Genomic DNA, 22695 nt, shown 5'->3' on the forward strand with positions numbered 1-22695 from the left:
GCGGTTCGCTACCGGGGCGCGGCGGGTGGGTCCGTCCGCCCACCGAGACGCCGCACCAACTCCCGCACCGCCGCGGTGAACGACGCGTCCGCCTCGTCCGGCCAGTGTCCGTGGATGGGAGGGGGAACGCTGTCGCTGGCCGGCGTCACCACGTCGCGGGGATCGCGTTGTCGACGATCCACGGCGTCTGCCGGATCGCTGCTCGGTGCCGCCCGGGGTGACCGGTGGGAGGAGAAGACCCAGCCGCCGATGGGGTCGGTGTCGCGCCACAGGTTCACCCAGCGCCAACCGACCCGGTGGCCGATGTCGTGCAGTGCCGCATCGTCGATGTAGGCGGGGAAGAGCCGCGCGTAGAGGCGACGCAGCGGTGATCCGTGGGTGAGCAGGGCGACCCGGCTGCCGACCTTCGGGGGTAGCTGAAGCACCGTCGCGGCGAGCAGGACGGAACCGTGGCTGTGCCCGGTGAGCAGCACGGCATTGCCGCTCTCGACGAGGTACGTGATCCGGCGGGTCAGCTCCGGCACCGCGCGTTCGGCGTAGCAGGGCGGTGCGAAGGGATGGGCGGCTCGGGGCCAGAACGTGCCGAGGTCCCAGAGAACGCCGACGTGCCGCCGGAACGGGATGGTCCGGTAGGCGAAGACGCTGCCGACGATCAGGCCGAGGATGATCGCGGCGATCAGCCAACTGCCGAACGCGATGCTGAAGGTGACCGCGTCCGCCGGCAACCCGATGGTTCTCTCGACGAGGTCGCTGGGGAACTGTCCCAGCAGGCCGATTGTGGTGTTGGCCGTGGCGAGGCCGGCGAGGCAGCCGAAGAGCACCGCCAGCGGCACCAGTTTCTCGGTGAACCGGGCCCGGGCTATCGCGTCGCGGACCTGTCGCAGTCGGGTCCTGGCCTCCGCCGGCGGGTCCGGGTAGTCGTGGGCGACGATCGCCGCGGCGTCGCGACGCCGGCCGCGGCGGGAGATCACGACGACCAGGCCGGCGACGATCAGCGTGAGCACGATCGCGCGCAGGAAGCCGAAGATCACCCACGTGTACGCGCGGGGCGGGCCGGCGGCGATGCCCGCGCCCGTCGGCACGTCCCGGTCGAGGAAGTCCGCCGCCCGGTAGACCAGCTCGGCGGAGTACGCCACCGCCACGCTGACCCCGGCGGCCGCGATCGCGAGCCCACCCAGCCCGACCAGCGGTGTCGCACCCCGCCGCCGGTCCCGGCGCCGGAGCAGCACCACGCCCAGCGCGACCAGCAGGGTCGTCTGTGCCACGAACAGCCCGGCCAGGGTCGTGTCGTAGCCGGGCAGTTCGCGACGTTCGTCCCACGGCTGCGGGCTGGCCAGCACGTGGGCCACCACGACAACGGTCAGGACGATGGCGGTGGACCGCAGCGCGTGGGTGATCCGGTCGAGTCGCCCATCGCTCGCGGCCCGGTCGATCAACGGGGGAGCGCACAGCGATCCCACGCAGGCGGCCAGGACCACCACGGTGGCCACCGTCAGGGCGACGCCGAGGGCGGTGGCGCCGCTGGCGATCCGGGCCAGGAGCAGGGTGAGGTCCAGCGTCGCGAACGCGGCGGCGACGTGGATCGAGCGCAGCCGCCCGACAAGCGGCTCGGCGTCCCACTGACCGACCGCGCCGAGCCGGTGCCCGGAGACCTGCTCGGGTGCACGAAACGCCTCGAACGTCCGCCCCGGCCGGTTGCTGGCCCGCCAGATCAGGCCGATCGCGGTGGCCGGGACCAGCGCGAGCACCGCCAGTCGCAGCCCGACCGGCCGCCCGCTCAACCAGGACAGCCAGCTACGTCCGGCGAGGCAGTTCGACGAGTTCAGACACTTCCAGCCGACGAGATCCAGGGCGACGCCGGCGATGGCGAGCACGTAGAGCACGGTGAGCGTGAGCGCCAGCACCCGGTACAGCGACCTGACCACCGCCTCGGAACCGGAGTTCGCGGGACGCATCCAGATCGCCACGTTGACGAGCATGAACGGGAGCAGGAAGACCAACCCCAGGGCGCGGGCCACGGTCCCGGAGGGCAGATCACCCCAGCGGTACGCCTCCAGCGTCAACCCGTGTGCGCCCGTGGCGTCCGAATATTGGGGGCGCGGCCGGTAGAAGCCTCCGCTGCGGTCACCCGCCACCTGCGCGGTCTGCCGTAGGTCCAGCACCTCTTCGGCGTTCGCGCCGGAGACCCCGTGCACCCGCAGCTCCACGATGCCGCCGGCGATGTCTGGCCCGCTCAACCGCGCTGATCCATCCGATGGTCCCCCCGAGGCGTCGCGGCCCCATGGCACACGTTCCACCCGGGGCCAGCCCTGTCCGCACCGTGCCGGGGTCGCCACCGGCGACGGCGGCAGACCGCGGTCTACCCGAACCGGACGGCTCCAATCGCGGCCCGTTCCCGCCGCGGCCGGACGGTCGACGCCGCGTACCGCAGGCGCGGGCGGGGCGTCGATCCAGCGGCGCGGGGGATTGAGCGGGTGCTGGCGGGGTAGGTGCCGCCATGGTCGCTGCCGGTCGGCACGGAGTGGACGGCCGCGCTCCGATCATGCTCCGGCTCTGGGACCGCGCGGTGCTCACGCTGCGCGACCGGTTGCGTCGGGTACGGGCCATCGGCGGGCTGGCTGTGCAGGCCGGCCTGGCCGCGGCGCTGGCGTGGTTCGTGGCGCACGAGCTGCTGCACGTGTCGCAGCCGATCTTCGCACCGATCTCCGCGGTCTCGACTCTCGCCGCGTCCGTCGGCCAACGGCTGCGCCGTACCGTCGAGCTGATCATCGGTGTCACCGTGGGAGTGCTGATCGGCGATCTGCTGCTCCTGCTGATCGGCACCGGGTGGTGGCAACTCGTCCTGATCGTCGCGCTCGCGATCATGGTCGCGCTGTTCCTCGCGGGCAGTGCGGCGGTGGTGGTCCAGGCCGGCGCGACGGCGGTGCTGATCGCCACGCTCAGTCCGTCCGTCCGTGATCTGGAGATCCCACGGTTCGTGGACGCGCTGGTCGGGGGCGGCTTGGCGCTGCTCGTCACCACTGTGCTGTTGCCGTTGAACCCGCTGCGGGTGCTCAACCGGGCCGCGCGGCCGGCGTTGGATCTGCTCGTCACCCAACTCGACGCGACCGCCCGCGCGCTGGCCGAGCGGGACGCCGATCGGGCCCGCGCCGCGCGGAGCGAACTGCGGCGGAACAAGGGCCAGTTGCAGGCGTTCGTCGAGGCGACCCAGGGCGCCCGGGAGGCCAGCGCCCTGTCGCCTGTGCACTGGCGGGATCGGCACGGGCCGGTGGGCCGGTACGCGCAGGCGGCGGAGCCGATCGACCGGGCGATGCGCAACAGCGGCACCCTGATCCGTCGGTCGGTGACGCTTATCGAGGACGGTGAACCGGTCCCGGACGCCCTGCCGGGGGCGGTATCCGATCTCGCCGAGGCCGTCCGGTTGCTCACCCGGCAGTTCGCCGCCGCCGTGGAGCCGAACCGGGCACGCGAGCAGGCGCTGCGGGCGGTCCGGACGGCCGGTCAGGCCTACCGGGAGGGGGTCGGCTTCTCCGGAGCGGTGGTGGTGGCACAGGTCCGGACGACGGTCAGCGACCTGCTGGTGGCCACCGGGCTGACCCAGGGGGAGGCGAATCACCTGGTCCGGGGCGCGTTCGGCGGCCTGGAAGGGCAGGGCGTGCCACAGCGGGACTGACCTACCGGCATCATCCTGAGCCATGGGTGTTGCACTCTGAGCCAAAGTGGTGCCATGATGGTGCCATGGAGTTGAGGTCATACGTAGAGAACCTGCGCGACGAGTTCGCCGTGGCCGCGGAGGGGGTCGACCCCGAGGCCCGGGTGCTGGCCGAGCGGCTCTTCACCCAGTTGGAGGCGGCGACCCGTCTCACGTTGCTCGAGGCGCTGTCCGACGCCGCCGACGAGATCACCCGCGATCTCGCGCCCGGTTCGGTGCACGTCCGGTTGCGGGGACGCGAGCCGGACTTCGTGGTGACACCGGCCAGCCCTGTCGACGAGCTGGCCGAGGCGAGCGAGCCGCCGACGCTGTCCGCGCCGGCCCCCGCGCCCGAGGGGGAGGACGGCGGCACCTCGCGGATCAACCTCCGACTCCCCGACCACCTCAAGGCCAGCGTCGAGGAGGCCGCCGGGCGCGCCGGGCTCTCGGTCAACGCCTGGCTGGTGCGCGCCGTCGCCGGTGCCGTCGGCGCCGGCGAGACGCAGCGTCGTCCGTCTCGCCGGGCGGAGCCACGCTCCGGCCAGCACATCACCGGCTGGGCCCGCTGACCCTCCGTACCCCTCTGTTTTCGCGCCGCTGACCAGCGGCGACATTCGCCGACCACCTTCCGGGAGACCACCATGCCAATTTTCGAAACGCCAGAACCCATCGCCGTCCGGATCGAGCTGCCGGTGGGAGATGTCTGGATCACGGCGACCGACCGCACCGACACCGTGGTGACGGTGCGGCCCCGCGACCCGTCGAGCAAGGCCGACGTGAGCACCGCGGAACAGACCACCGTCGAGTACGCGGCGGGACAACTGCTGATCAGGGTGTCGAAGAGTTGGCGCCGCTACGGCTTCGGTTCCGGGCCGTCGGTCGACGTCCGGATCGAGCTACCGGCCGGGTCGCGGGTGCACGCCGAGTCCTCCTGGGCGGCGTTCCGGTGCGAGGGTCGGCTGGGCGAGTGTCGGATCAAGACGGGCAGCGGGATCCGGCTCGACGAGACCGGGCCGTTGGACATCGACAGCAGCCACGGCGAGGTGGCGGTGGAGCGGGTCGCGGGCTCGGCCCGGGTGAAGGTCTCGTCCGGCAAGGTACGCATCGGCGCGGTCGACGGCTCCGCCGAGATCAAGAACTCCTCCGGCGACTGCTGGATCGGCCGCAGCGGCGGCGACGTCCGGGTCAACACCGCGTACGGCGACATCACCCTCGATGCGCCGCTGGCCTCGGTGACGGCCCGCACCGCCTACGGCAACGTCCGGCTGGGTGAGGTCGTCCGGGGGGCGATCGAGCTGAACACCTCGTACGGGGCGATCGAGGTCGGCATCCGGCGCGGGACCGCCGCCTGGCTCGACGTCAGTTCCAAGCACGGCCGCGTGCACAACGCCCTGGAGACGACCGACGGTCCGGCGCAGACCGACGAGACGGTCGAGGTCCGGGCGAACACCGCCTACGGCGACATCATGATCCGCCGCGCCTGACCCGTCCGCACCGCGACCACGCAAAAGAGGAGACCATGACCAGCTCCACGAAGCCCGCGATCGTCGCCACCGGCCTGCGGAAGTCATACGGTGACAAGGTCGTGCTGAACGGCATCGACCTGATGATCACCGAGGGAACGATCTTCGCGCTGCTCGGCCCCAACGGCGCCGGCAAGACCACCACGGTGCGGATTCTCTCCACCCTGATCAACGCCGACGGCGGCAACGCCCGGATCTTCGGCCACGACCTGACCCGGGAGCCGGACGCGGTACGCGAACTGATCGGCGTCACCGGCCAGTTCTCCGCCGTCGACAACCTGCTCACCGGCCGGGAAAACCTCCACCTGATGGCCGACCTGTGTCACCTGGACAAGGGCGTCGGTCGGCGTCGGATCACCGAGCTGCTCGACCAGTTCGACCTGACCGAGGCGGCCGGCAAGCCGGTGTCGACGTACTCGGGGGGCATGCGGCGGCGTCTCGACCTCGCGATGACCCTGGTCGGCGCGCCCCGCGTGATCTTCCTCGACGAGCCGACCACAGGTCTCGACCCGCGCAGCCGCCGCGCCATGTGGCACATCATCCGCGCGCTCGCCGCGGAGGGCGTCACCATCATGCTCACCACCCAGTACCTGGAGGAGGCCGACCAGCTCGCCGACCGCGTCGCGTTCCTCGACCATGGCCGGCTGATCGCCGAGGGCACCCCGCGCGAGCTCAAGCGGCTCATCCCGGGCGGCCACGTGGTGCTGCAGTTCGCCGATCCGGACGGGCTCGACTCGGCGGCCCGTACGTTCCCGGCCGGCCGGCGGGATGACGCGGCACTCACCCTCCAGGTGCCCAGCGACGGTGGCGTCCTGTCGCTGCGTTCGCTTCTCGACCAACTCGACCGCGAATCGATAAGCGTGGCCGGGCTCTCCGTGCACACCCCCGACCTCGACGACGTCTTCCTCACCCTCACCGGCCAGCCCGACTCCGGCGCCGGTCGACCCGACCACGAAAGGGCCCCAGTGCGATGAGCACCGTCTCCCTCGCCGTCCGCGACTCGGGCACCATGCTGCGGCGCAACCTCCTGCACATGCGGCGGTACCCGTCGATGACCATGCTGCTCATCGGCATTCCGATCATCATCCTGTTGCTCTTCGTCTACGTCTTCGGCGGCACGCTCGGCGCCGGCCTCGGCCCGTCCGGCGGCCGCTCCCAGTACGCCAACTACGTCACCCCCGGCATCCTGCTCATCACCGTGGTCAGCGCGGCGCAGGGCACCGCCATCTCGGTCGCGATGGACATGACCGAGGGCATCATCGCGCGGTTCCGGACGATGGCGATCTTCCGACCGTCGGTGCTCACCGGCCACGTACTGGGCAGTCTGGTCCAGACCCTGCTCAGCCTCGCGGCCGTCATCGTCGTAGCGCTGCTCGTCGGGTTCCGGCCCACGGCCAACCCGGTCGAATGGCTCGCGGCGATCGGCGTCCTCGCCATGATCACCTTTGCGCTCACCTGGCTGTCGGTGGCCCTCGGTCTGGTCAGCGAGAGTGTCGAGACGGCCAGCAACCTGCCCATGCCGCTGATCCTCCTGCCGTTCCTCGGCAGCGGCTTCGTCCCCACCGACTCCATGCCGACCCCGGTGCGGTTGTTCGCCGACTACCAGCCCTTCACGCCCGTCATGGAGACCCTCCGTGGCCTGCTGCTCGGCACCGGGATCGGCACCAACTGGATCCTCGCGGTCGTCTGGTGCGCGGTCATCAGCCTGGCCAGCTTCTTCTGGGCCAAGGCCCTGTACAACCGCAGTCGGGCCACCTGATCCCCGACACCCGCTCGACGTCCCGCCATCGCGACGGACAGCCGGCGACTCGGCCACACGGCCGAGTCGCCGGCTGTCCATGTCGCGCGGTACGGGCCGCCGGCCGTCGGTCGCGAGGGCTTGATCAACTCGGCTTTCATGAAGTCGGCCTGTCTCCGCCACTAGGACCTCCCGATTTCAAGGAACGCGAGTGGATCAGCGCCGCCCCGCTCGCTCGGCCTGGCTCGGCTCGACCGGCGGGCTCGCGGCCGTTCCCGGCCGTACCCAAAGGTCGAATGTTATCGATAACACCGGCCCGTCGCGCGGCCCCGGGGTGAGTTCACAGCCCCTGGGGAGCGCTCACTCACGAGTCATCGCGATGCCGGCAGTCATGCCAGAGGTATGACCAAGGGAGCGCGGCGGTGGCGGTGATGTTATCGCCAACATCAACAGGCGGCCGTGCTCGGGAAGGCGTCTTGTGGTGAGAGTGGTGCGGTCGCCGTCGCCCCGCCCGTCGAGGGGCTTCCGGTCGGTGGCGGTCCGTGCGCCGGGCCGCGTCCCGGCCGCCCGGTCGGTGGTCGGTCGGCGCGACGCCCCCCGTCCCGGCTGCCCGATCGGTGGCCGACACCTGATTCGCGTGCTTTGTGCCGGTCCGCCAGCGACGCGCCCGAGTCGGCCCGGCTTCCGCGTTCCGTTACGGAGCTGTTGCGCCTAGATGTCTTGACGAGGCTGGATGTGAGCGTTAACACTATCCCCGTTAACGGTGGAGGTGAACATGAACCGTGTGGACGGAGCTGACGACCGCTACGTCGTCGGTGTCGACTTCGGCACCCTGTCCGGGCGAGCTCTGGTGGTCCGTGTCGGTGATGGTGCCGAGTTGGGGACCGCGGTGCACGAGTACGGCGACGGCGTTATCAGCACGGCGCTTCCGGGAGGCCGCACGCTGCCCCCGGACTGGGCTCTGCAGAACCCGGACGACTACCGCGACGTGCTGCGCCACGCAGTTCCGGCGGCGGTGGCCGCCGCGGGGGTGGACCCCGCCGCGGTGATCGGCATCGGCATCGACTTCACCGCCTGCACGGTGCTGCCGACGCTTGCCGACGGCACCCCACTGTGTGAGACGCCCGAGTTGCGCGACCGGCCACACGCCTGGGTCAAGCTGTGGAAGCACCACGCCGCACAGCCGCACGCCGACCGGATCAACGCGCTTGCCCACGAGCGGGCCGAGCCGTGGATCGGCCGCTACGGCGGCAAGATCTCCGCCGAGTGGCAGTACGCCAAGGGCCTGCAGATCCTGGAGGAGGACCCCGAGGTCTACGACCGGGCCGAGCGCTTCGTCGAGGCGGCCGACTGGATCGTCTGGCAGCTCTGCGGCACCGAGACCCGCAACGTCTGCACCGCCGGTTACAAGGGCATCCTCCAGGACGGCCACTACCCGTCCGAGGGCTTCCTGACCGCGCTCAACCCCGACTTCGGCGACTTCGTGACCAAGCTCGACGGCCCGTTGCTGCCGCTCGGCGCCCGGGCCGGCGCGCTCACCGCCCAGGCCGCCGCGTGGACCGGCCTGCCGGAGGGGATCGCGGTGGCCGTCGGCAACGTCGACGCGCACGTCACCGCGGCATCCGCGCAGGCCGTGGAGCCCGGCCGACTCGTCGCGATCATGGGCACCTCGACCTGCCACGTCGTCAACGGCACGCAGGTCGCCGAGGTGGCCGGGATGTGCGGTGTCGTGGACGGCGGCATCAGCCCCGGCGCGTGGGGTTACGAGGCCGGGCAGAGCGGCGTCGGCGACATCTTCGGCTGGTTCGTCAAGCACGCCGCCCCGGCCGGCATCGACTCGCACGAACAGCTCACCGAGCTGGCCGCGAGCCAACCGGTCGGCGCGCACGGGTTGATCGCGCTGGACTGGTGGAACGGCAACCGCTCGCTGCTTGTCAACCACGACCTCAGCGGGATGATCGTCGGAATGACCCTGGCCACCCGGCCACAGGACATCTACCGGGCGCTGCTGGAGTCCACCGCCTTCGGCACGCGGATGATCATCGAGGCGTTCGTCGAGGCCGGTGTGCCCGTGAACGACCTGGTGATCGCCGGTGGCCTCACCAACAACGCGCTGCTGATGCAGATCTACGCCGACGTGACCCGGCGGCCGCTGAACATCATCGCGTCCGCGCAGGGGCCGGCGCTCGGGTCGGCGATCCACGCCGCCGTCGCCGCCGGTGAGTTCCCGTCGATCCACGAGGCGTCGCAGGCGATGGGACGGGTGCACGAGGCCGTCTACCGACCGGACCCGGACCGGGCGAGCGCCTACGACGCCCTGTACGCCGAGTACCGCACGCTGCACGACCACTTCGGTCGCGGCGGCAACGACGTCATGCTCCGCCTGCGGGCGATCCGCAACGCGGCGGCCGAGACCGCCGCGTCCCCACAGGAGGCCGCGCTGGAGGTGGTCGCGTGACAGCGATCAGCGAGCTGCGCGAGACGGTTGCCCGCCTGCACACCGAACTCACCAGGTACCGCCTGGTCGCCTGGACGGCCGGCAACGTCTCCGCGCGGGTGCCCGGCCGGAACCTCATGGTGATCAAGCCGAGTGGCGTGAGCTACGACGACCTGACGGCGGACACGATTGTGGTGTGCGACCTCGACGGCGTCCTCGTCGAGGGGGAGTTCGCCCCGTCCAGCGACACTGCCTCCCACGCGTACGTCTACCGGTCCATGCCCGAGGTCGGCGGGGTCGTGCACACGCACAGCTCGTACGCCACCGCCTGGGCCGCGCGGGGCGAGCCGATCCCCTGCCATCTCACGGCGCAGGCCGACGAGTTCGGCGGGGAGATCCCGGTGGGTCCGTTCGCCCTGATCGGCGGCGACGACATCGGCAAGGGCATCGTCAGCACGCTCGCCGGGCACCGCTCACCCGCGGTGCTGATGCGCAACCACGGTGTCTTCACCATCGGCCGGGACGCCCGCGCGGCGGTCAAGGCCGCGGTCATGTGTGAGGACGTGGCCCGTACGGCGCACCTGGCCCGCGCGCTCGGGCAGCCGGTGCCGATCGCGCCTGCCGACATCGACGCCCTTCATGACCGTTACCAGAACGTCTACGGTCGACAACCAGTCCCACCGGCGAGTTCCTGACCCTCTGCGGCCACACCCGACCCGCCGGTCTGCACCACCCCGAAGTAGCAGCACGCAACACCCGCGTACGCCGCTCCTTGCACATCGGCGGTTGGCGCGGTTCCCCACCACACCGAGCCAAGGAGATTCGATGCGCAAGATGCGAATGCACTCCGCTCCGTGGCGCGCTGCCACGGTCCTCGCCAGTGTGCTGCTCGTCGGCAGCATGGCGGCCTGCGGCAACAGCGACACCGGCGGCGGCGGCGGCGACACCAAGGACGACGGCAAGATCACGATGGGCTTCTCGCAGGTCGGCGCGGAGAGCGGCTGGCGTACCGCGAACACCACCTCGATCAAGGAATCCGCGACCGCGGCGGGCATCGAGCTGAAGTTCGACGACGCGCAGCAGAAGCAGGAAAACCAGATCAAGGCGATCCGCAACTACATCCAGCAGAAGGTCGACGTGATCGCCTTCTCGCCGGTGGTGGAGTCCGGTTGGGACACCGTGCTCAAGGAGGCCAAGGACGCCGGCATCCCGGTGATCCTGACCGACCGCTCGGTCGACTCGGCCGACAAGTCGCTGTACAAGACGTTCCTCGGTTCGGACTTCGTCAAGGAGGGCAAGCTCGCCGGTGATTGGCTGGTCGAGCAGAAGAAGACCGCCACGGGTCCGGTGAACATCGTCGAGCTGCAGGGCAACACCGGTGCGGCGCCGGCGAACGACCGGAAGAAGGGCTTCGGCGAGGCGATCGCCGCCAACCCGAACCTGAAGATCATCGCCTCCCAGCCGGGTGACTTCACCCGCGCCGGTGGCAAGCAGGTCATGGAGCAGTTCCTCAAGGCCAACAAGAAGATCGACGTGCTGTTCGCGCACAACGACGACATGGGCCTGGGTGCGCTCGAGGCGATCACCGCCGCCGGCAAGGTGCCGGGCAAGGACATCACCATCATCACGGTCGACGCCGTCAAGGATGGTATGCAGGCCCTCGCCGACGGGAAGTTCAACTTCATCGCGGAGTGCAGCCCGCTGCTCGGCCCGCAGCTGATGGACCTGGCCAAGAAGGTCCACGCGGGTGAGACGGTGCCGGCTCGGATCGAGACCGAGGAGACCACCTTCACCCAGGCGCAGGCCAAGGAGGCTCTGCCCACCCGCAAGTACTGATCGACGTCGGGGGGTCGCCGCGCTCGCGTGGCGGCCCCGCCTCGTCGCCCCATAAACCCGAACGGACCGGGCATGACCCGCGATGACCCGCGCCACGCCCGCCCGAGCCTCCCGCAGGGGCGGCCGGGCGGGCGCGGTGGGAGCGCAGCGGCCCTTCCGCGTCGACAACCCCCAGAAGAGGTCTGATGGGATGACGGATAGCCGTCCGGTCCTGACGATGACCGGGATCAGCAAGTCCTTTCCCGGGGTGCGCGCACTCCACGACGTCAATTTCCGGCTTTTTCCCGGCGAGGTGCACGCCCTGATGGGCGAGAACGGCGCCGGCAAGTCGACCCTCATCAAGGTGCTGACCGGTGTCTACGACACCGACGAGGGCGCCATCACGCTGGACGGCGAGCCGGTGTCCTTCACCGGGCCGATGCAGGCGACCGCGGCCGGCGTGAGCACCGTGTTCCAGGAGGTCAACCTCTGCACCAACCTCTCGGTGGCGGAGAACATCTTCATCGGCCGTGAGCCCCGGCTGCTGGGCGCCGTCCGCTGGGGTGAGGTCCGCCGTCGTGCCCGAGCCCTGCTCGACCGCCTCGACCTCGACCTCGACGTCAGCGCGCCGCTCGGTTCGTACTCGCTGGCGATCCAGCAGATGGTCGCCATCGCCCGCGCCATCGACATCAAGGCCCGGGTGCTGATCCTGGACGAGCCGACGTCCAGCCTCGACGCCGGCGAGGTGGCGCAGCTGTTCCGCATCATGCGGCAACTGCGCGACGAGGGCATCGCGATCCTGTTCGTGACCCACTTCCTCGACCAGGTCTACGAGATCGCGGACCGCATCACCGTGCTGCGCAACGGCGGACTCGTCGGCGAGTACCTGACCGCCGAGTTGCCCCAGCTCTCCCTCGTGGAGAAGATGATCGGCAAGGAACTCGACGTGCTCGAGGGCATCGAGGAGCACTCCCGACGCGACCTGGCCGCGGTGGAGGAGGGCACCCCCCTGGTGGCGGTGTCGGACTTCGGGCGGGCGGGTGCGGTCGAACCGTTCAGCCTCACCATCCACGCCGGCGAGGTGGTGGGCCTGGCGGGCCTGCTGGGCTCGGGGCGTACCGAGGTCGCACGGTTGTTGTTCGGCGCCGACCGGACCGACGGCGGCCAGGTAGCTGTCGACGGTGCGGCCAGCAGCCTGCGGACCCCCGCGCAGGCCATCGACCACGGCGTCGGCTTCTGTTCGGAGAACCGCCGCGCCGAGGGCATCGTCGCCGACCTGTCGGTCCGCGAGAACATCATCCTCGCGATGCAGGCGGCCCGCGGCTGGCTGCGGCCCATTCCGCGTCGTCGTCAGGACGAGCTTGTCGACAAGTACGTCAAGGCGCTCAACATCCGGCCCGCGGACCCGGAGGTGCCGGTCCGCAACCTCTCCGGTGGCAACCAGCAGAAGGTGCTCCTGGCCCGGTGGCTGATCACCGAGCCACGGCTGTTGATCCTCGACGAGCCGACCCGGGGCATCGACATCGGCGCGAAGACCGAGATCCAGAAGCTCGTCACGCAACTGTCCGACGGTGGCATGGCGGTGCTGTTCATCTCCGCCGAGTTGGAGGAGGTGCTGCGCCTCAGCCACAAGGTGGCCGTCATGCGGGACCGCCAGATGGTCGCACAGCTCCCCAACGACGCCAGCCTCAACGCCGACCGCATCATGCAGACCATCGCGAGTGGATCCCACCGCGAGGAGGCAGACCGATGAGCGACACCATGAGCCGCTACCGGACGATCACCGGTCACCGGCTGTTCTGGCCCGCGGCCGTGCTGGTCGTCATGCTCGCCGCGAACACGATCTACCGGCCCGGGTTCCTTTCCATCGAACTCAAGGACGGGCACCTGTACGGCTCGCCGATCGACATCCTGCGGCTGAGCGCGCCGTTGATCCTCGTAGCGCTGGGCATGACCCTCGTCATCTCGACCGGCGGAATCGACCTGTCGGTCGGCTCGATCTGCGCGATCAGCGGCGCGATGGCCTGCATGTACATCAGCAAGCAGCCCGACCAGAACAGTCTCACCGTGGTGCTGACCGCCCTCGCGATGGCGTTGGGGGTCGCGCTCGTGCTGGGCGTCTGGAACGGGGTGCTGGTGGCCGTGATCGGGATCCAACCGATCATCGCCACCCTGATCCTGATGGTGGCCGGCCGGGGTCTCGCCCAGCTGATCACCCAGGGGCAGATCATCACCATCAATTCCGGGCCGTTCCGGGCGATCGGGCTGGGTCACCTGCTGACCCTGCCGCTGGCCATCTTCATCGCGCTCGCCGCGGCAGTGCTCGTCGCGGCGTTCACCCGCCGCACCGCACTCGGCATGATCATCGAGTCGGTGGGCGGCAACGCGGAGGCGAGCCGACTCGCCGGCATCCGCTCCGGCCGGGTCATCTTCCTCGCGTACGTCGTCAGCGCCGTCTGCGCGGCGGTCGCCGGCTTCATGATGACGGCCAACGTCTCCAGCGCCGACGGCAACGCGGTCGGCCTCTGGGTGGAACTGGACGCGATCCTCGCGGTCGTCATCGGTGGCACGTCCCTCGCCGGCGGTCGGTTCTTCCTGAGCGGCACCATCCTCGGCGCGCTGATCATCCAGACCCTGACCACCTCGGTGTACGCCATGAACATCTCGCCGCAGACCTCACTGCTGTTCAAGGCGGTCGTCGTCATCGCCGTCTGCCTCATCCAGGCGCCGGCGTTCCGGGCCAAGTTCGCCCGCCGCAGGCGCAGTGCGGCACCGCCCACCGCCATCGCCGACAAGCCGAAGGAGCAGGTGCCGGCATGACCACTGGAACGCTTACCGCCGGTCGTAACCGGTTCCGGCTGCCGAGGAAGCAGATACCGGTCCTGGCGACGCTCGCCCTGCTGCTGGTGATGTACGGCATCGGGGTGTCGCAGTACACGGCGTTCTCCAACGTGCAGGTCATCTTCAACGTCTTCATCGACAACGGCTTCCTGCTCGTGGTCGCGATCGGGATGACCTTCGTGATCCTCACCGGCGGCATCGACCTGTCGGTCGGGTCCGTCGTGGCGATGACGGCGATGGTGTCGGCCTGGCTGCTCCAGGAGGGCCTGCCCGCGGCGCTGGTGCTCGTGATCGCCCTGCTCATCGGCCCGACGCTCGGCCTGCTGATGGGCTGCGCCATCCACTTCTTCGAGATCCAGCCGTTCATCGTCACGCTCGCCGGGATGTTCTTCGCCCGCGGCATGTGCACGTTGATCTCCGGTGCGTCCATCCCGATCACCGACGGGTTCTGGACCAGGATGTCGCAGGAGCGGATCGGCGATCCCAAGGGCAACTTCATCTCGATCAGCGTGCTCATCGCGTTCGTCGTGCTCGCCATCGCCGCGTACGTGCTGGCCTACACCCGGCTGGGCCGCAACGTGTACGCCATCGGCGGCAACCCCCAGTCGGCCCTGCTGATGGGCCTGCCGGTGGGGCGGACCCGGATCGCCGTCTACACGATCAGCGGCCTGTGCTCCGCGATCGGTGGGATCCTGCTGTCCTTCTACACCCTCTCCGGTGCGCCACTGATCGCCGTCGGCATGGAGCTGGACGTCATCGCCGCCGTCGTCATCGGGGGCACCGTGCTCACCGGGGGCGCGGGTTACGTCTTCGGAACGGTGCTGGGCGTGCTGGTCCTGGGTGTGATCCAGACCCTCATCACCTTCGATGGGAGCCTCAACTCCTGGTGGACCAAGATCGTGATCGGCGGCCTGCTGTTCGCGTTCATCCTTCTCCAGCGCCTCATCGGAATCCGTTACAAGTGACCGCCCCTCTCGCGGAAGGCAACTCCATGGCACCACAAAACGCACCCGAGATCTGGTTCCTCACCGGCAGCCAAGGCATGTACGGCGAGGAGACGCTCCGGCAGGTCGCCGAGCAGTCCCGTCAGATCGCGGCCGCGCTCGACGACTCGCCGCAGATTCCCGCTCGGGTGGTCTGGAAGCCCGTCCTGACCAACAGCGGTGAGATCCTGCAGGTCTGCCGGGACGCCGCCGCCCAGGGTGCCGTCGGGGTCATCGCCTGGATGCACACCTTCTCTCCGGCGAAGATGTGGATCGCCGGTCTGGACGCGTTGCAGACGCCGCTGCTGCACCTGCACACCCAGGCCAACGTGCTGCTGCCGTGGAACGACATCGACATGGACTTCATGAACCTGAACCAGGCCGCCCACGGCGACCGTGAGTTCGGGTACATCCAGACGCGTCTCGGTGTGGCCCGCAAGACGGTGGCCGGGCACGTCAGCGACCCGCGGGTGTCGGCCCGGGTCGGGGCGTGGGCGCGCGCCGCGCTCGGCTGGTCGGCGATGCGGTCGCTGCGGCTGGCCCGCTTCGGCGACAACATGCGCGACGTCGCGGTGACCGAGGGCGACAAGGTCGAGGCGGAGCTGCGGTTCGGGGTGTCGGTCAACACCTACGGGGTCAACGACCTGGTCAAGGTGGTCGGCGAGGTCACCGACGCGCAGGTGGACGACCTGGTCAAGGAGTACGAGGACACCTACCGCATCGGCGCGGAGCTGCTGCCCGGGGGCGATCGGCACGACTCGTTGCGGTACGCGGCCCGCCTGGAGTTGGGCATGCGCGGGTTCCTGGACGCGGGTGGCTTCCGGGCCTTCACCACCAACTTCGAGGACCTCGGCGGCCTGCGTCAGCTGCCGGGCATCGCCGTGCAGCGGCTGATGGCCGACGGCTACGGCTTCGGTGGCGAGGGCGACTGGAAGACATCGATCCTGGTGCACACGCTCAAGGCGATGTCGGTGGGCGTGGACGGCGGCACGTCGTTCATGGAGGACTACACCTACGACCTCACCCCGGGCGAGGAGTTGGTGCTCGGCGCCCACATGCTGGAGGTCTGTCCGACAATCGCCTCCGACGTCCCCAACGTGGAGATCCACCCGCTGAGCATCGGCGGGCGGGAGGACCCGGTCCGGCTGGTGTTCGACGCCGCGCCCGGCCCGGCGGTGGTGCTCGGGCTGGCCGACATGGGTGAGCGGTTCCGGCTGGTGGCCAACGAGATCGACGTGGTGGCGCCGCCGCAACCGTTGCGTCGACTGCCGGTGGCCCGTGCCGTCTGGCGTCCGCGGCCCGACCTGCCCGGTTCGGCCGAGGCGTGGATCACCGCCGGTGCGCCGCACCACACGGTGCTGTCGCAGGCGGTGGGCGTGGAGGAGTTGCACGACCTGGCCGAGATGAGCCGTACCGAACTGGTCGTCATCGACGCCGACACCACGCCGCGCCGCTTCGCCGACGAGATCCGCTGGAACCAGGCCTACTACCGGCTGGCCCGCGGCTTCTGACCCGCGCGGCCCGGCCGCGTATCTGACGGGTGGTCCCATCCCCTGCCTGCGGGCCGGGGATGGACCACCCGTTCGCGTCTCCGCCGGCAGGGCCACGAGACGGTTGTGTTACGCCTTGACTAACAGCATGTTATCGCTCACAGTCTATAGCCAAGATGGTCGATGTCGTTGGCTGGTCCGGCCACGCGCGCGTCCTACCCCGCGGATTCGGCACCTCGGCACCGCGACGGTCGGACGACCGGTGTTAGCGATCACATGGCCGGGCGTGGTCAGCTCGGTGCCCCGCCCGGTGCCGCGGACGCCGGCCCAGACCGCACGGTTCGCGTCAGCAGAGGAGGATCATGCTTTCCATCGGTCGGGTTCCCCGGGGTGCGCCACGGCGCGGGTGGCTTACGAGACTCGCCGTCGCCGCGATGGTGCTTGTGGTCGGTGGCGCGGCTGCGGCCGTCGCCTCGTCGCCGGCGTCAGCGGCCACGGTCGACACCAGCGCCTGGTACGTCCTGGTGAACCGCAACAGCGGCAAGGCAGTGGACGTGTACAACATGGCCACGAACGACGGCGCGCGGATCACCCAGTGGACCCGTAACAACGGCAACCAGCAGCAGTGGCAGTTCGTCGACTCCGGCGGTGGCTACTACCGGCTCAAGTCGAGGTTGTCGGGCAAGGTGCTGGACGTCTCCGGCCGCTCGACCGCCGACGGCGGGCCGATCGTGCAGTGGTCCGACAACAACGGCACCAACCAGCAGTTCCGGTTGGCCGACTCGGACAGCGGCTACGTCCGGCTGATCAACCGCAACAGCAACAAGGCGATGGAGGTGCAGGGCGCCTCGACCGCCGACGGCGGCAACATCGTGCAGTACGCCGACTGGAACGGCACCAACCAGCAGTGGCAGCTCGTCCGCGTCGACGGCGGGGGCAACCCCACCACGCCACCGCCCACCACCACGCCGCCCCCGTCGAACGGCACATACTCGAACCCGGTGGTCTGGCAGGACTTCGCCGACGTCGACATCATCCGGGTGGACAACGCCTACTACATGTCGGCGTCCACCATGCACTACTCGCCGGGCGCGCCGGTGCTGCGTTCGTACGACCTGGTCAACTGGGAGTACGCCGGTCACTCCGTGCCCAAGCTCGACTTCGGCTCGAAGTACGACATGAGCGGCGGCAGTAACGCGTACGTCGACGGGATCTGGGCGTCGACGTTGAACTACCGGCCGAGCAACAAGACGTACTACTGGGCCGGGTGCATCGACTTCGCGCAGACGCACATCTACACCGCGTCCGCCGTCGACAGCACGTGGACCAAGCACACCACCATCCCCAACTGCTACTACGACGCCGGGATGCTGATCGACGACAACGACACCATGTACGTGGCGTACGGCAACTCCACGATCAGCGTGGCGCAGCTGTCCGCGGACGGGAAGTCCCAGGTCCGTGCCCAGCAGGTGTACCAGACGCCGTCGAGCATCGGCACGCTGGAGGGCGCCCGGTTCTACAAGCGCAACGGCGCCTACTACATCTGGCTCACCCGCCCGGCCAACGGTCAGTACGTGCTGAAGTCGACAAACGGCCCGTTCGGCCCGTACGAGCAGCGCCAGGTGCTGCTCAACCTGCCCGGCCCGATCTCCGGGGGCGGCGTGCCGCACCAGGGTGGGCTGGTGCAGACCCAGAACGGCGACTGGTACTACATGTCCTTCGTCGACGCGTACCCCGGTGGTCGGATGCCCGCGATGGCTCCGATCACCTGGACCGGCGACGGCTGGCCGGTGCTGCAGACGGTCAACGGCACGTGGGGCTCCTCGTACCCGAAGCCGAACCTGCCCGCGCCGCCGCGAGCGGTCAAGCCGCTCACCGGCACCGACACGTTCGCCGGCACCACGCTCGGCCCGCAGTGGGAGTGGAACCACAACCCCGACACCAGCAAGTTCTCGGTCAACAACGGGCTGAACCTGCAGACCGCCACCGTCACCGGCGACCTGTACAAGGCCCGTAACACGCTCACCCACCGGATCCAGGGCCCCACCTCGACCGCCACCATCGAGTTGGACTACTCCACGATGCGCGACGGTGATCGGACCGGCCTGGCGGTGCTGCGCAACTCGTCGGCCTGGATCGGAGTCCGACGGGACAACGGGGCGACCCGACTGGTGATGCAGAACGGGCTCACGATGGACGGCAGTTGGAACACCACGAGCACCGGCAGTGAGGTGGCGAGCACCGCCGTCTCCGGTGGCCGGATCTGGTTGCGGGCCAACGCCGACATCAGACCGGGGTCCGGGCGGCAGGCCCGCTTCTCGTACAGCACGGACGGGGTCAACTTCACCTCGTTCGGCAATGCCCTGACGCTGGCGAACAACTGGCAGTTCTTCATGGGTTACCGGTTCGCCATCTTCAACCACGCGACGTCGGCGCTCGGCGGCGCGGTCACGGTCCGCCAGTTCGCCCTGACGACGCCGTGACGCCGGTCACACGGCGCTCGGTGTGACAGGTGGCGTCGACGAGCGCCGGCCGGTCCGGCACGAAGTCGGCGCCACCTGGTCATGTTCCAGTCGGCCTGCTCCACGCTCTGTCCAGGAGCGTGGAGCAGGTTGGCGCACCATCGCAGCCCGTACGCGCGAGCCGGTGGCCCGCGTACGGCGCGTGGGAAAAGCCTTGTGTGGCTTCGATGCGTAGCACATCCGGGCACAGCCGTCCCGTATTCGAAGCGGTTGCTGGCGTAGACTGACGGCGATTCAGCGCTGGTCACCTGGGATTCAGCACCGGCGTGGTGGCTGAGCGAGGGGGATCGGGCCGGGCCGTTCCAGTCGACGTCGACGGGCCGCGGGCCGGAGACGTAGCGGGGAGAGTGAAATGGCCGTCCACGGTCCCGCGATGACAGATGTCGCTCGTCTGGCCGGTGTCTCCCATCAGACGGTGTCGCGGGTGCTCAACGGGCACCCCAACGTCCGTGAGCAGACCCGGCTTCGGGTGCGGGCGGCGATCGCCGAACTCGGCTACCGTCCCAACGGTGCCGCTCGTGCCCTGGTGACCGGCCGATCCCAGGTCATCGGGGTGGTCGCCCAGAACACCACGCTCTACGGTCCGGCCTCGATGCTGGCCGCGTTGGAGCAGACCGCCGCCGAAGAGGGTTTCGCGGTGAGTGTCGGCAGCGTGCGAAACCTGGACCACCGCTCCATCTCGGCCGCCGTCGAGCGACACCTGTCGCACCGGGTCGCCGGCATCGTGGTCATCGCGCCGGTGGAGTCGGCGGGTGAGGCGCTGGAACACCTGCCGCAGGATGTCCCCCTCGTCACCGTCGACGGCGACCCGAGTCGGCCGGTGCCGCTGGTGACTGTCGACCAGGTGGCGGGCGCCCGGGCGGCGACCCAGCACCTGCTCGACGCGGGGCACCGCACCGTCTGGCACGTCTCCGGGCCGTTCGACTGGTTCGACAGCGTCGGCCGGATCGACGGTTGGCGGGAGGCGCTGCTGGCGGCCGGGGTGGACCCGCCGCCGCTGATGCCGGGGGACTGGTCCGCCGCATCGGGTTACCGGTGCGGGCAGATGTTGGCGAGGATGCCGGAGGTCACGGCGGTCTTCACCTCGAACGACCATCTCGCCCTGGGCGTGCTGCGGGCGTTGCACGAGTTCGGTCGGCGGGTGCCGCACGACATCAGCGTGGTCGGTTTCGACGACGTGCCGGAGGCGGCGTACTTCATTCCGCCGCTGACCACCGTCCGTCCGGACTTCGACGCGGTGGCGCGGGCGAGCCTGCAGATGCTGCTGACCCAGATCGAGTCGGGCACCGGCGGGGCGTTGCGAAAGACCATCGCGCCAACGCTTGTCGCCCGAGGGAGCGTCGCGCCGCCGCAACGCTGAGAGCCGGGCCGCCGCGAGGTCGCCGGGCATCAGGTCGCCACCGCCCAGCGTCGCTCACGGTGGGCGGTCGCTCGGGGCCGACCTCACCTCGTCGCCATCCGGGCCGTCACAGTCGGTAAGACGTAGCTCAATCGAGCTTGTGCGTTTTTCATCGACGCACGACGATGCAACTGCCGGGGAGGTATTGAACCTCGTGAAATCTGGCCGTAACATGATGGACGTCGCTGTTAACGCTAACAAGAATTGGCGTCCAACTTCCGTCCCACCAGTCAGATCGTAGTCACGGGCGGGCGCCACCGACAAGGAGGCTCGATGAACCGCATCACCCGAGGTCGACGCTGGGGGGGCGTCCTGGCGGCCGGAGTGCTGGTCGCCGGCGCTCTGGTCGGCCTCCGCGCCCCCGTGGCGCAGGCACTGGACAACGGGGTGGCACGCACTCCTCCCATGGGGTGGAATTCGTGGAACTCGTTCGGCTGCAACATCAACGAAGCCCTGATCCGGCAGTCGGCGGATGCGATCGTCAGCAGCGGCATGCGGGACCTGGGCTACAACTACGTCGTGGTCGACGACTGTTGGTTCAACCCCAATCGGGACAGCTCCGGCAACCTCCAGGGCGACCCCGGCCGGTTCCCCAGCGGGATGAAGGCGCTCGGCGACTACCTGCACGCCCGGGACCTGAAGTTCGGCCTCTACCAGGTGCCCGTCGACAAGACCTGCGCGCAGTACTTCGGCGGCTACCCCGGGGCAACCGGCAGCCGCGGCCACGAGGCGCAGGATGCCCGCCAGTTCGCCGCCTGGGGTGTCGACTTCCTCAAGTACGACTGGTGCTCGCCGGAGGGCAGCATCAACGACCAGGTGACCACCTTCGCCAAGATGCGTGACGCGCTGGCCGCCACCGGTCGACCGATCGTCTACAGCATCAACTCCAACAGCATCCACGCCAAGACCGGCCCGCAGCGCAACTGGGGCGACGTGGCGAACATGTGGCGTACCACCGAGGACATCACCAACGCGTGGGACACCGGGCAGACCAACGGCTACCCGATGGGCATCCAGAACATCATCAACGTGACGGTTCCGATGGCCTCGTACGCGCGGCCGGGCGGCTTCAACGACCCCGACATGATGGAAATCGGCCGTGGCGGGATGAACGACACGGAGATGCGCAGCCACTTCGCGATGTGGGCGATCATGGCGTCTCCGCTGATCGCCGGCAACGACGTCCGCAACATGAACGCCGCGACGCAGACCATCCTGAAGAACGCCAACCTGATCGGGATCAACCAGGACTCGCTCGGGCTGCAGGGGGCGCAGGTCTCGTTCGACGGCACCCGTCGGGTGCTCGCCAAGCGGCTGGCCAACGGTGATGTCGCCGTGGCCCTGTTCAACCAGGGTGGCTCGACGACGACGATCTCGACGACCGCCGCCGCCGTCGGCAAGTCCGGCAGCTCGTTCACGCTCGTGGAGGCGTGGTCCGGTGCCAGCACCTCCAGCACCGGGACCATCAGCGCCAGCGTTCCGGCGCACGGCACCGTGGTCTACCGGGTCAGCGGTGGCGGGACGACCCCGCCGACGACCACCCCGCCGCCCACGACCACCCCGCCGCCGAGCACCTCGGGCGCGTTCGCCAGCGCCGCCTCCGGCCGCTGCCTCGACGTGCCGGCGAGCAACACCGCGAACGGCACCCAGCCGGTGATCTGGGACTGCAACGGCGCCGCCAACCAGCGCTGGACCGCGAACGGTCAGACCCTGCAGTCGCTCGGCAAGTGCCTGGACGCGCCCCCGAACGCCACCCCCGGCACCAAGGCGCAGATCTGGGACTGCAACGGCGGGGCCAACCAGCAGTGGACCGTCAACACCAACGGCACGATCAGCAACGCGCAGTCCGGCCTCTGCCTGGACGTCAACAACAACGGCACGGCCAACGGCACCACGGTGCTCCTCTGGACCTGCACCGGGGCGGCGAACCAGCGGTGGACGCGGCGCTAGCCGACCAGGTCCGCCGACCGACCAGGTCGCGGCAGCCCACCTGATCCGACCGCCCGCCACGTGCCCGCGGACGACACCCGTCGTCCGCGGGCACCGTCGCGTCTGCCGGCGGTTGCGCCCCGGCGGCCGTTCCTGCTCGGGCGGTGGCCCGGCCGGTCCGGTGGTGGTTCGCGGCGGTTCTGGCCCCGTTGGCGGCCTCCGCGGGCGCCCGTCCGCGTCGTCACAGTTCGTCACCGTGATCGCAGGTCCGGGCCTGTTCGGCCGCTGGCCTGGTCGGTCGGGACGCCTCCGTTACGAGACCGT

At 69.8% G+C, this 22695-nt stretch carries 16 protein-coding genes; 15 read left to right on the forward strand and 1 reads right to left on the reverse strand.

Going from position 1 to position 22695, the window contains the following annotated elements:
• Positions 1-8: 8 nt before the first annotated feature.
• Positions 9-2237, reverse strand: a complete 2229-nt coding sequence (locus tag ACGFH8_RS14740; RefSeq protein WP_393367294.1) for a hypothetical protein — start codon at positions 2235-2237, stop codon at positions 9-11.
• A gap of 260 nt (positions 2238-2497) precedes the next feature.
• Between ACGFH8_RS14740 and ACGFH8_RS14745 the strand changes: the two genes are divergently transcribed.
• The 15 genes from ACGFH8_RS14745 to ACGFH8_RS14815 all read left to right on the forward strand — a co-directional run bounded on the left by ACGFH8_RS14745 (position 2498) and on the right by ACGFH8_RS14815 (position 22392).
• The gene (locus tag ACGFH8_RS14745) at positions 2498-3673 is read left to right on the forward strand and encodes an FUSC family protein (protein WP_393367295.1); all 1176 of its coding nucleotides are present in this window, start codon (positions 2498-2500) and stop codon (positions 3671-3673) included.
• A gap of 65 nt (positions 3674-3738) precedes the next feature.
• On the forward strand, positions 3739-4260 hold the full coding sequence (locus ACGFH8_RS14750; protein WP_393367296.1) for a hypothetical protein: 522 nt from the start codon (positions 3739-3741) through the stop codon (positions 4258-4260).
• Positions 4261-4332: 72 nt separating this feature from the next.
• Positions 4333-5175, forward strand: coding sequence for a DUF4097 domain-containing protein (locus ACGFH8_RS14755; protein WP_393367297.1), 843 nt, complete (start codon positions 4333-4335; stop codon positions 5173-5175).
• A gap of 35 nt (positions 5176-5210) precedes the next feature.
• Complete coding sequence (locus tag ACGFH8_RS14760) at positions 5211-6188, forward strand: ATP-binding cassette domain-containing protein (RefSeq protein ID WP_393367298.1); 978 nt, start codon at positions 5211-5213, stop codon at positions 6186-6188.
• Positions 6185-6973 carry an ABC transporter permease gene (locus ACGFH8_RS14765; protein WP_393367299.1) on the forward strand — a complete coding sequence of 263 codons (789 nt, stop codon included), beginning with the start codon at positions 6185-6187 and terminating at the stop codon, positions 6971-6973. Before ACGFH8_RS14760 ends, ACGFH8_RS14765 begins: the two co-directional genes overlap by 4 nt.
• Before the next feature lie 754 nt (positions 6974-7727).
• On the forward strand, positions 7728-9410 hold the full coding sequence (araB, locus tag ACGFH8_RS14770; RefSeq protein ID WP_393367300.1) for a ribulokinase: 1683 nt from the start codon (positions 7728-7730) through the stop codon (positions 9408-9410).
• Positions 9407-10084 (forward strand): L-ribulose-5-phosphate 4-epimerase, encoded by a 678-nt coding sequence (locus ACGFH8_RS14775; RefSeq protein ID WP_393367301.1) that lies wholly within the window; start codon positions 9407-9409, stop codon positions 10082-10084. The genes araB and ACGFH8_RS14775 overlap by 4 nt, the downstream gene beginning before the upstream one ends.
• Positions 10085-10223: 139 nt before the next feature.
• On the forward strand, positions 10224-11225 hold the full coding sequence (locus tag ACGFH8_RS14780) for an ABC transporter substrate-binding protein (protein ID WP_393367947.1): 1002 nt from the start codon (positions 10224-10226) through the stop codon (positions 11223-11225).
• Between the two features lie 190 nt (positions 11226-11415).
• Positions 11416-12957: a sugar ABC transporter ATP-binding protein gene (locus ACGFH8_RS14785; RefSeq protein ID WP_393367302.1), complete on the forward strand. Its 1542-nt coding sequence runs from the start codon at positions 11416-11418 to the stop codon at positions 12955-12957.
• A complete protein-coding gene (locus ACGFH8_RS14790; protein ID WP_393367303.1) occupies positions 12954-14024 on the forward strand; it encodes an ABC transporter permease in 1071 nt (356 codons plus the stop codon). Before ACGFH8_RS14785 ends, ACGFH8_RS14790 begins: the two co-directional genes overlap by 4 nt.
• A complete protein-coding gene (gene yjfF / locus ACGFH8_RS14795) occupies positions 14021-15010 on the forward strand; it encodes a galactofuranose ABC transporter, permease protein YjfF (RefSeq protein ID WP_393367304.1) in 990 nt (329 codons plus the stop codon). The genes ACGFH8_RS14790 and yjfF overlap by 4 nt, the downstream gene beginning before the upstream one ends.
• Before the next feature lie 26 nt (positions 15011-15036).
• Positions 15037-16539, forward strand: a complete 1503-nt coding sequence (gene araA, locus ACGFH8_RS14800) for an L-arabinose isomerase (protein ID WP_393367305.1) — start codon at positions 15037-15039, stop codon at positions 16537-16539.
• Positions 16540-16880: 341 nt separating this feature from the next.
• On the forward strand, positions 16881-19004 hold the full coding sequence (locus tag ACGFH8_RS14805) for an RICIN domain-containing protein (protein ID WP_393367306.1): 2124 nt from the start codon (positions 16881-16883) through the stop codon (positions 19002-19004).
• Between the two features lie 412 nt (positions 19005-19416).
• Positions 19417-20403, forward strand: coding sequence for a LacI family DNA-binding transcriptional regulator (locus tag ACGFH8_RS14810; RefSeq protein ID WP_393367307.1), 987 nt, complete (start codon positions 19417-19419; stop codon positions 20401-20403).
• Positions 20404-20715: 312 nt separating this feature from the next.
• Positions 20716-22392, forward strand: a complete 1677-nt coding sequence (locus tag ACGFH8_RS14815) for a glycoside hydrolase family 27 protein (RefSeq protein WP_393367308.1) — start codon at positions 20716-20718, stop codon at positions 22390-22392.
• The last annotated feature ends 303 nt before the right edge of the window (positions 22393-22695 follow it).

The organism is Micromonospora sp. NPDC049175 (genome assembly GCF_043197345.1).
GTDB lineage: Bacteria > Actinomycetota > Actinomycetes > Mycobacteriales > Micromonosporaceae > Micromonospora.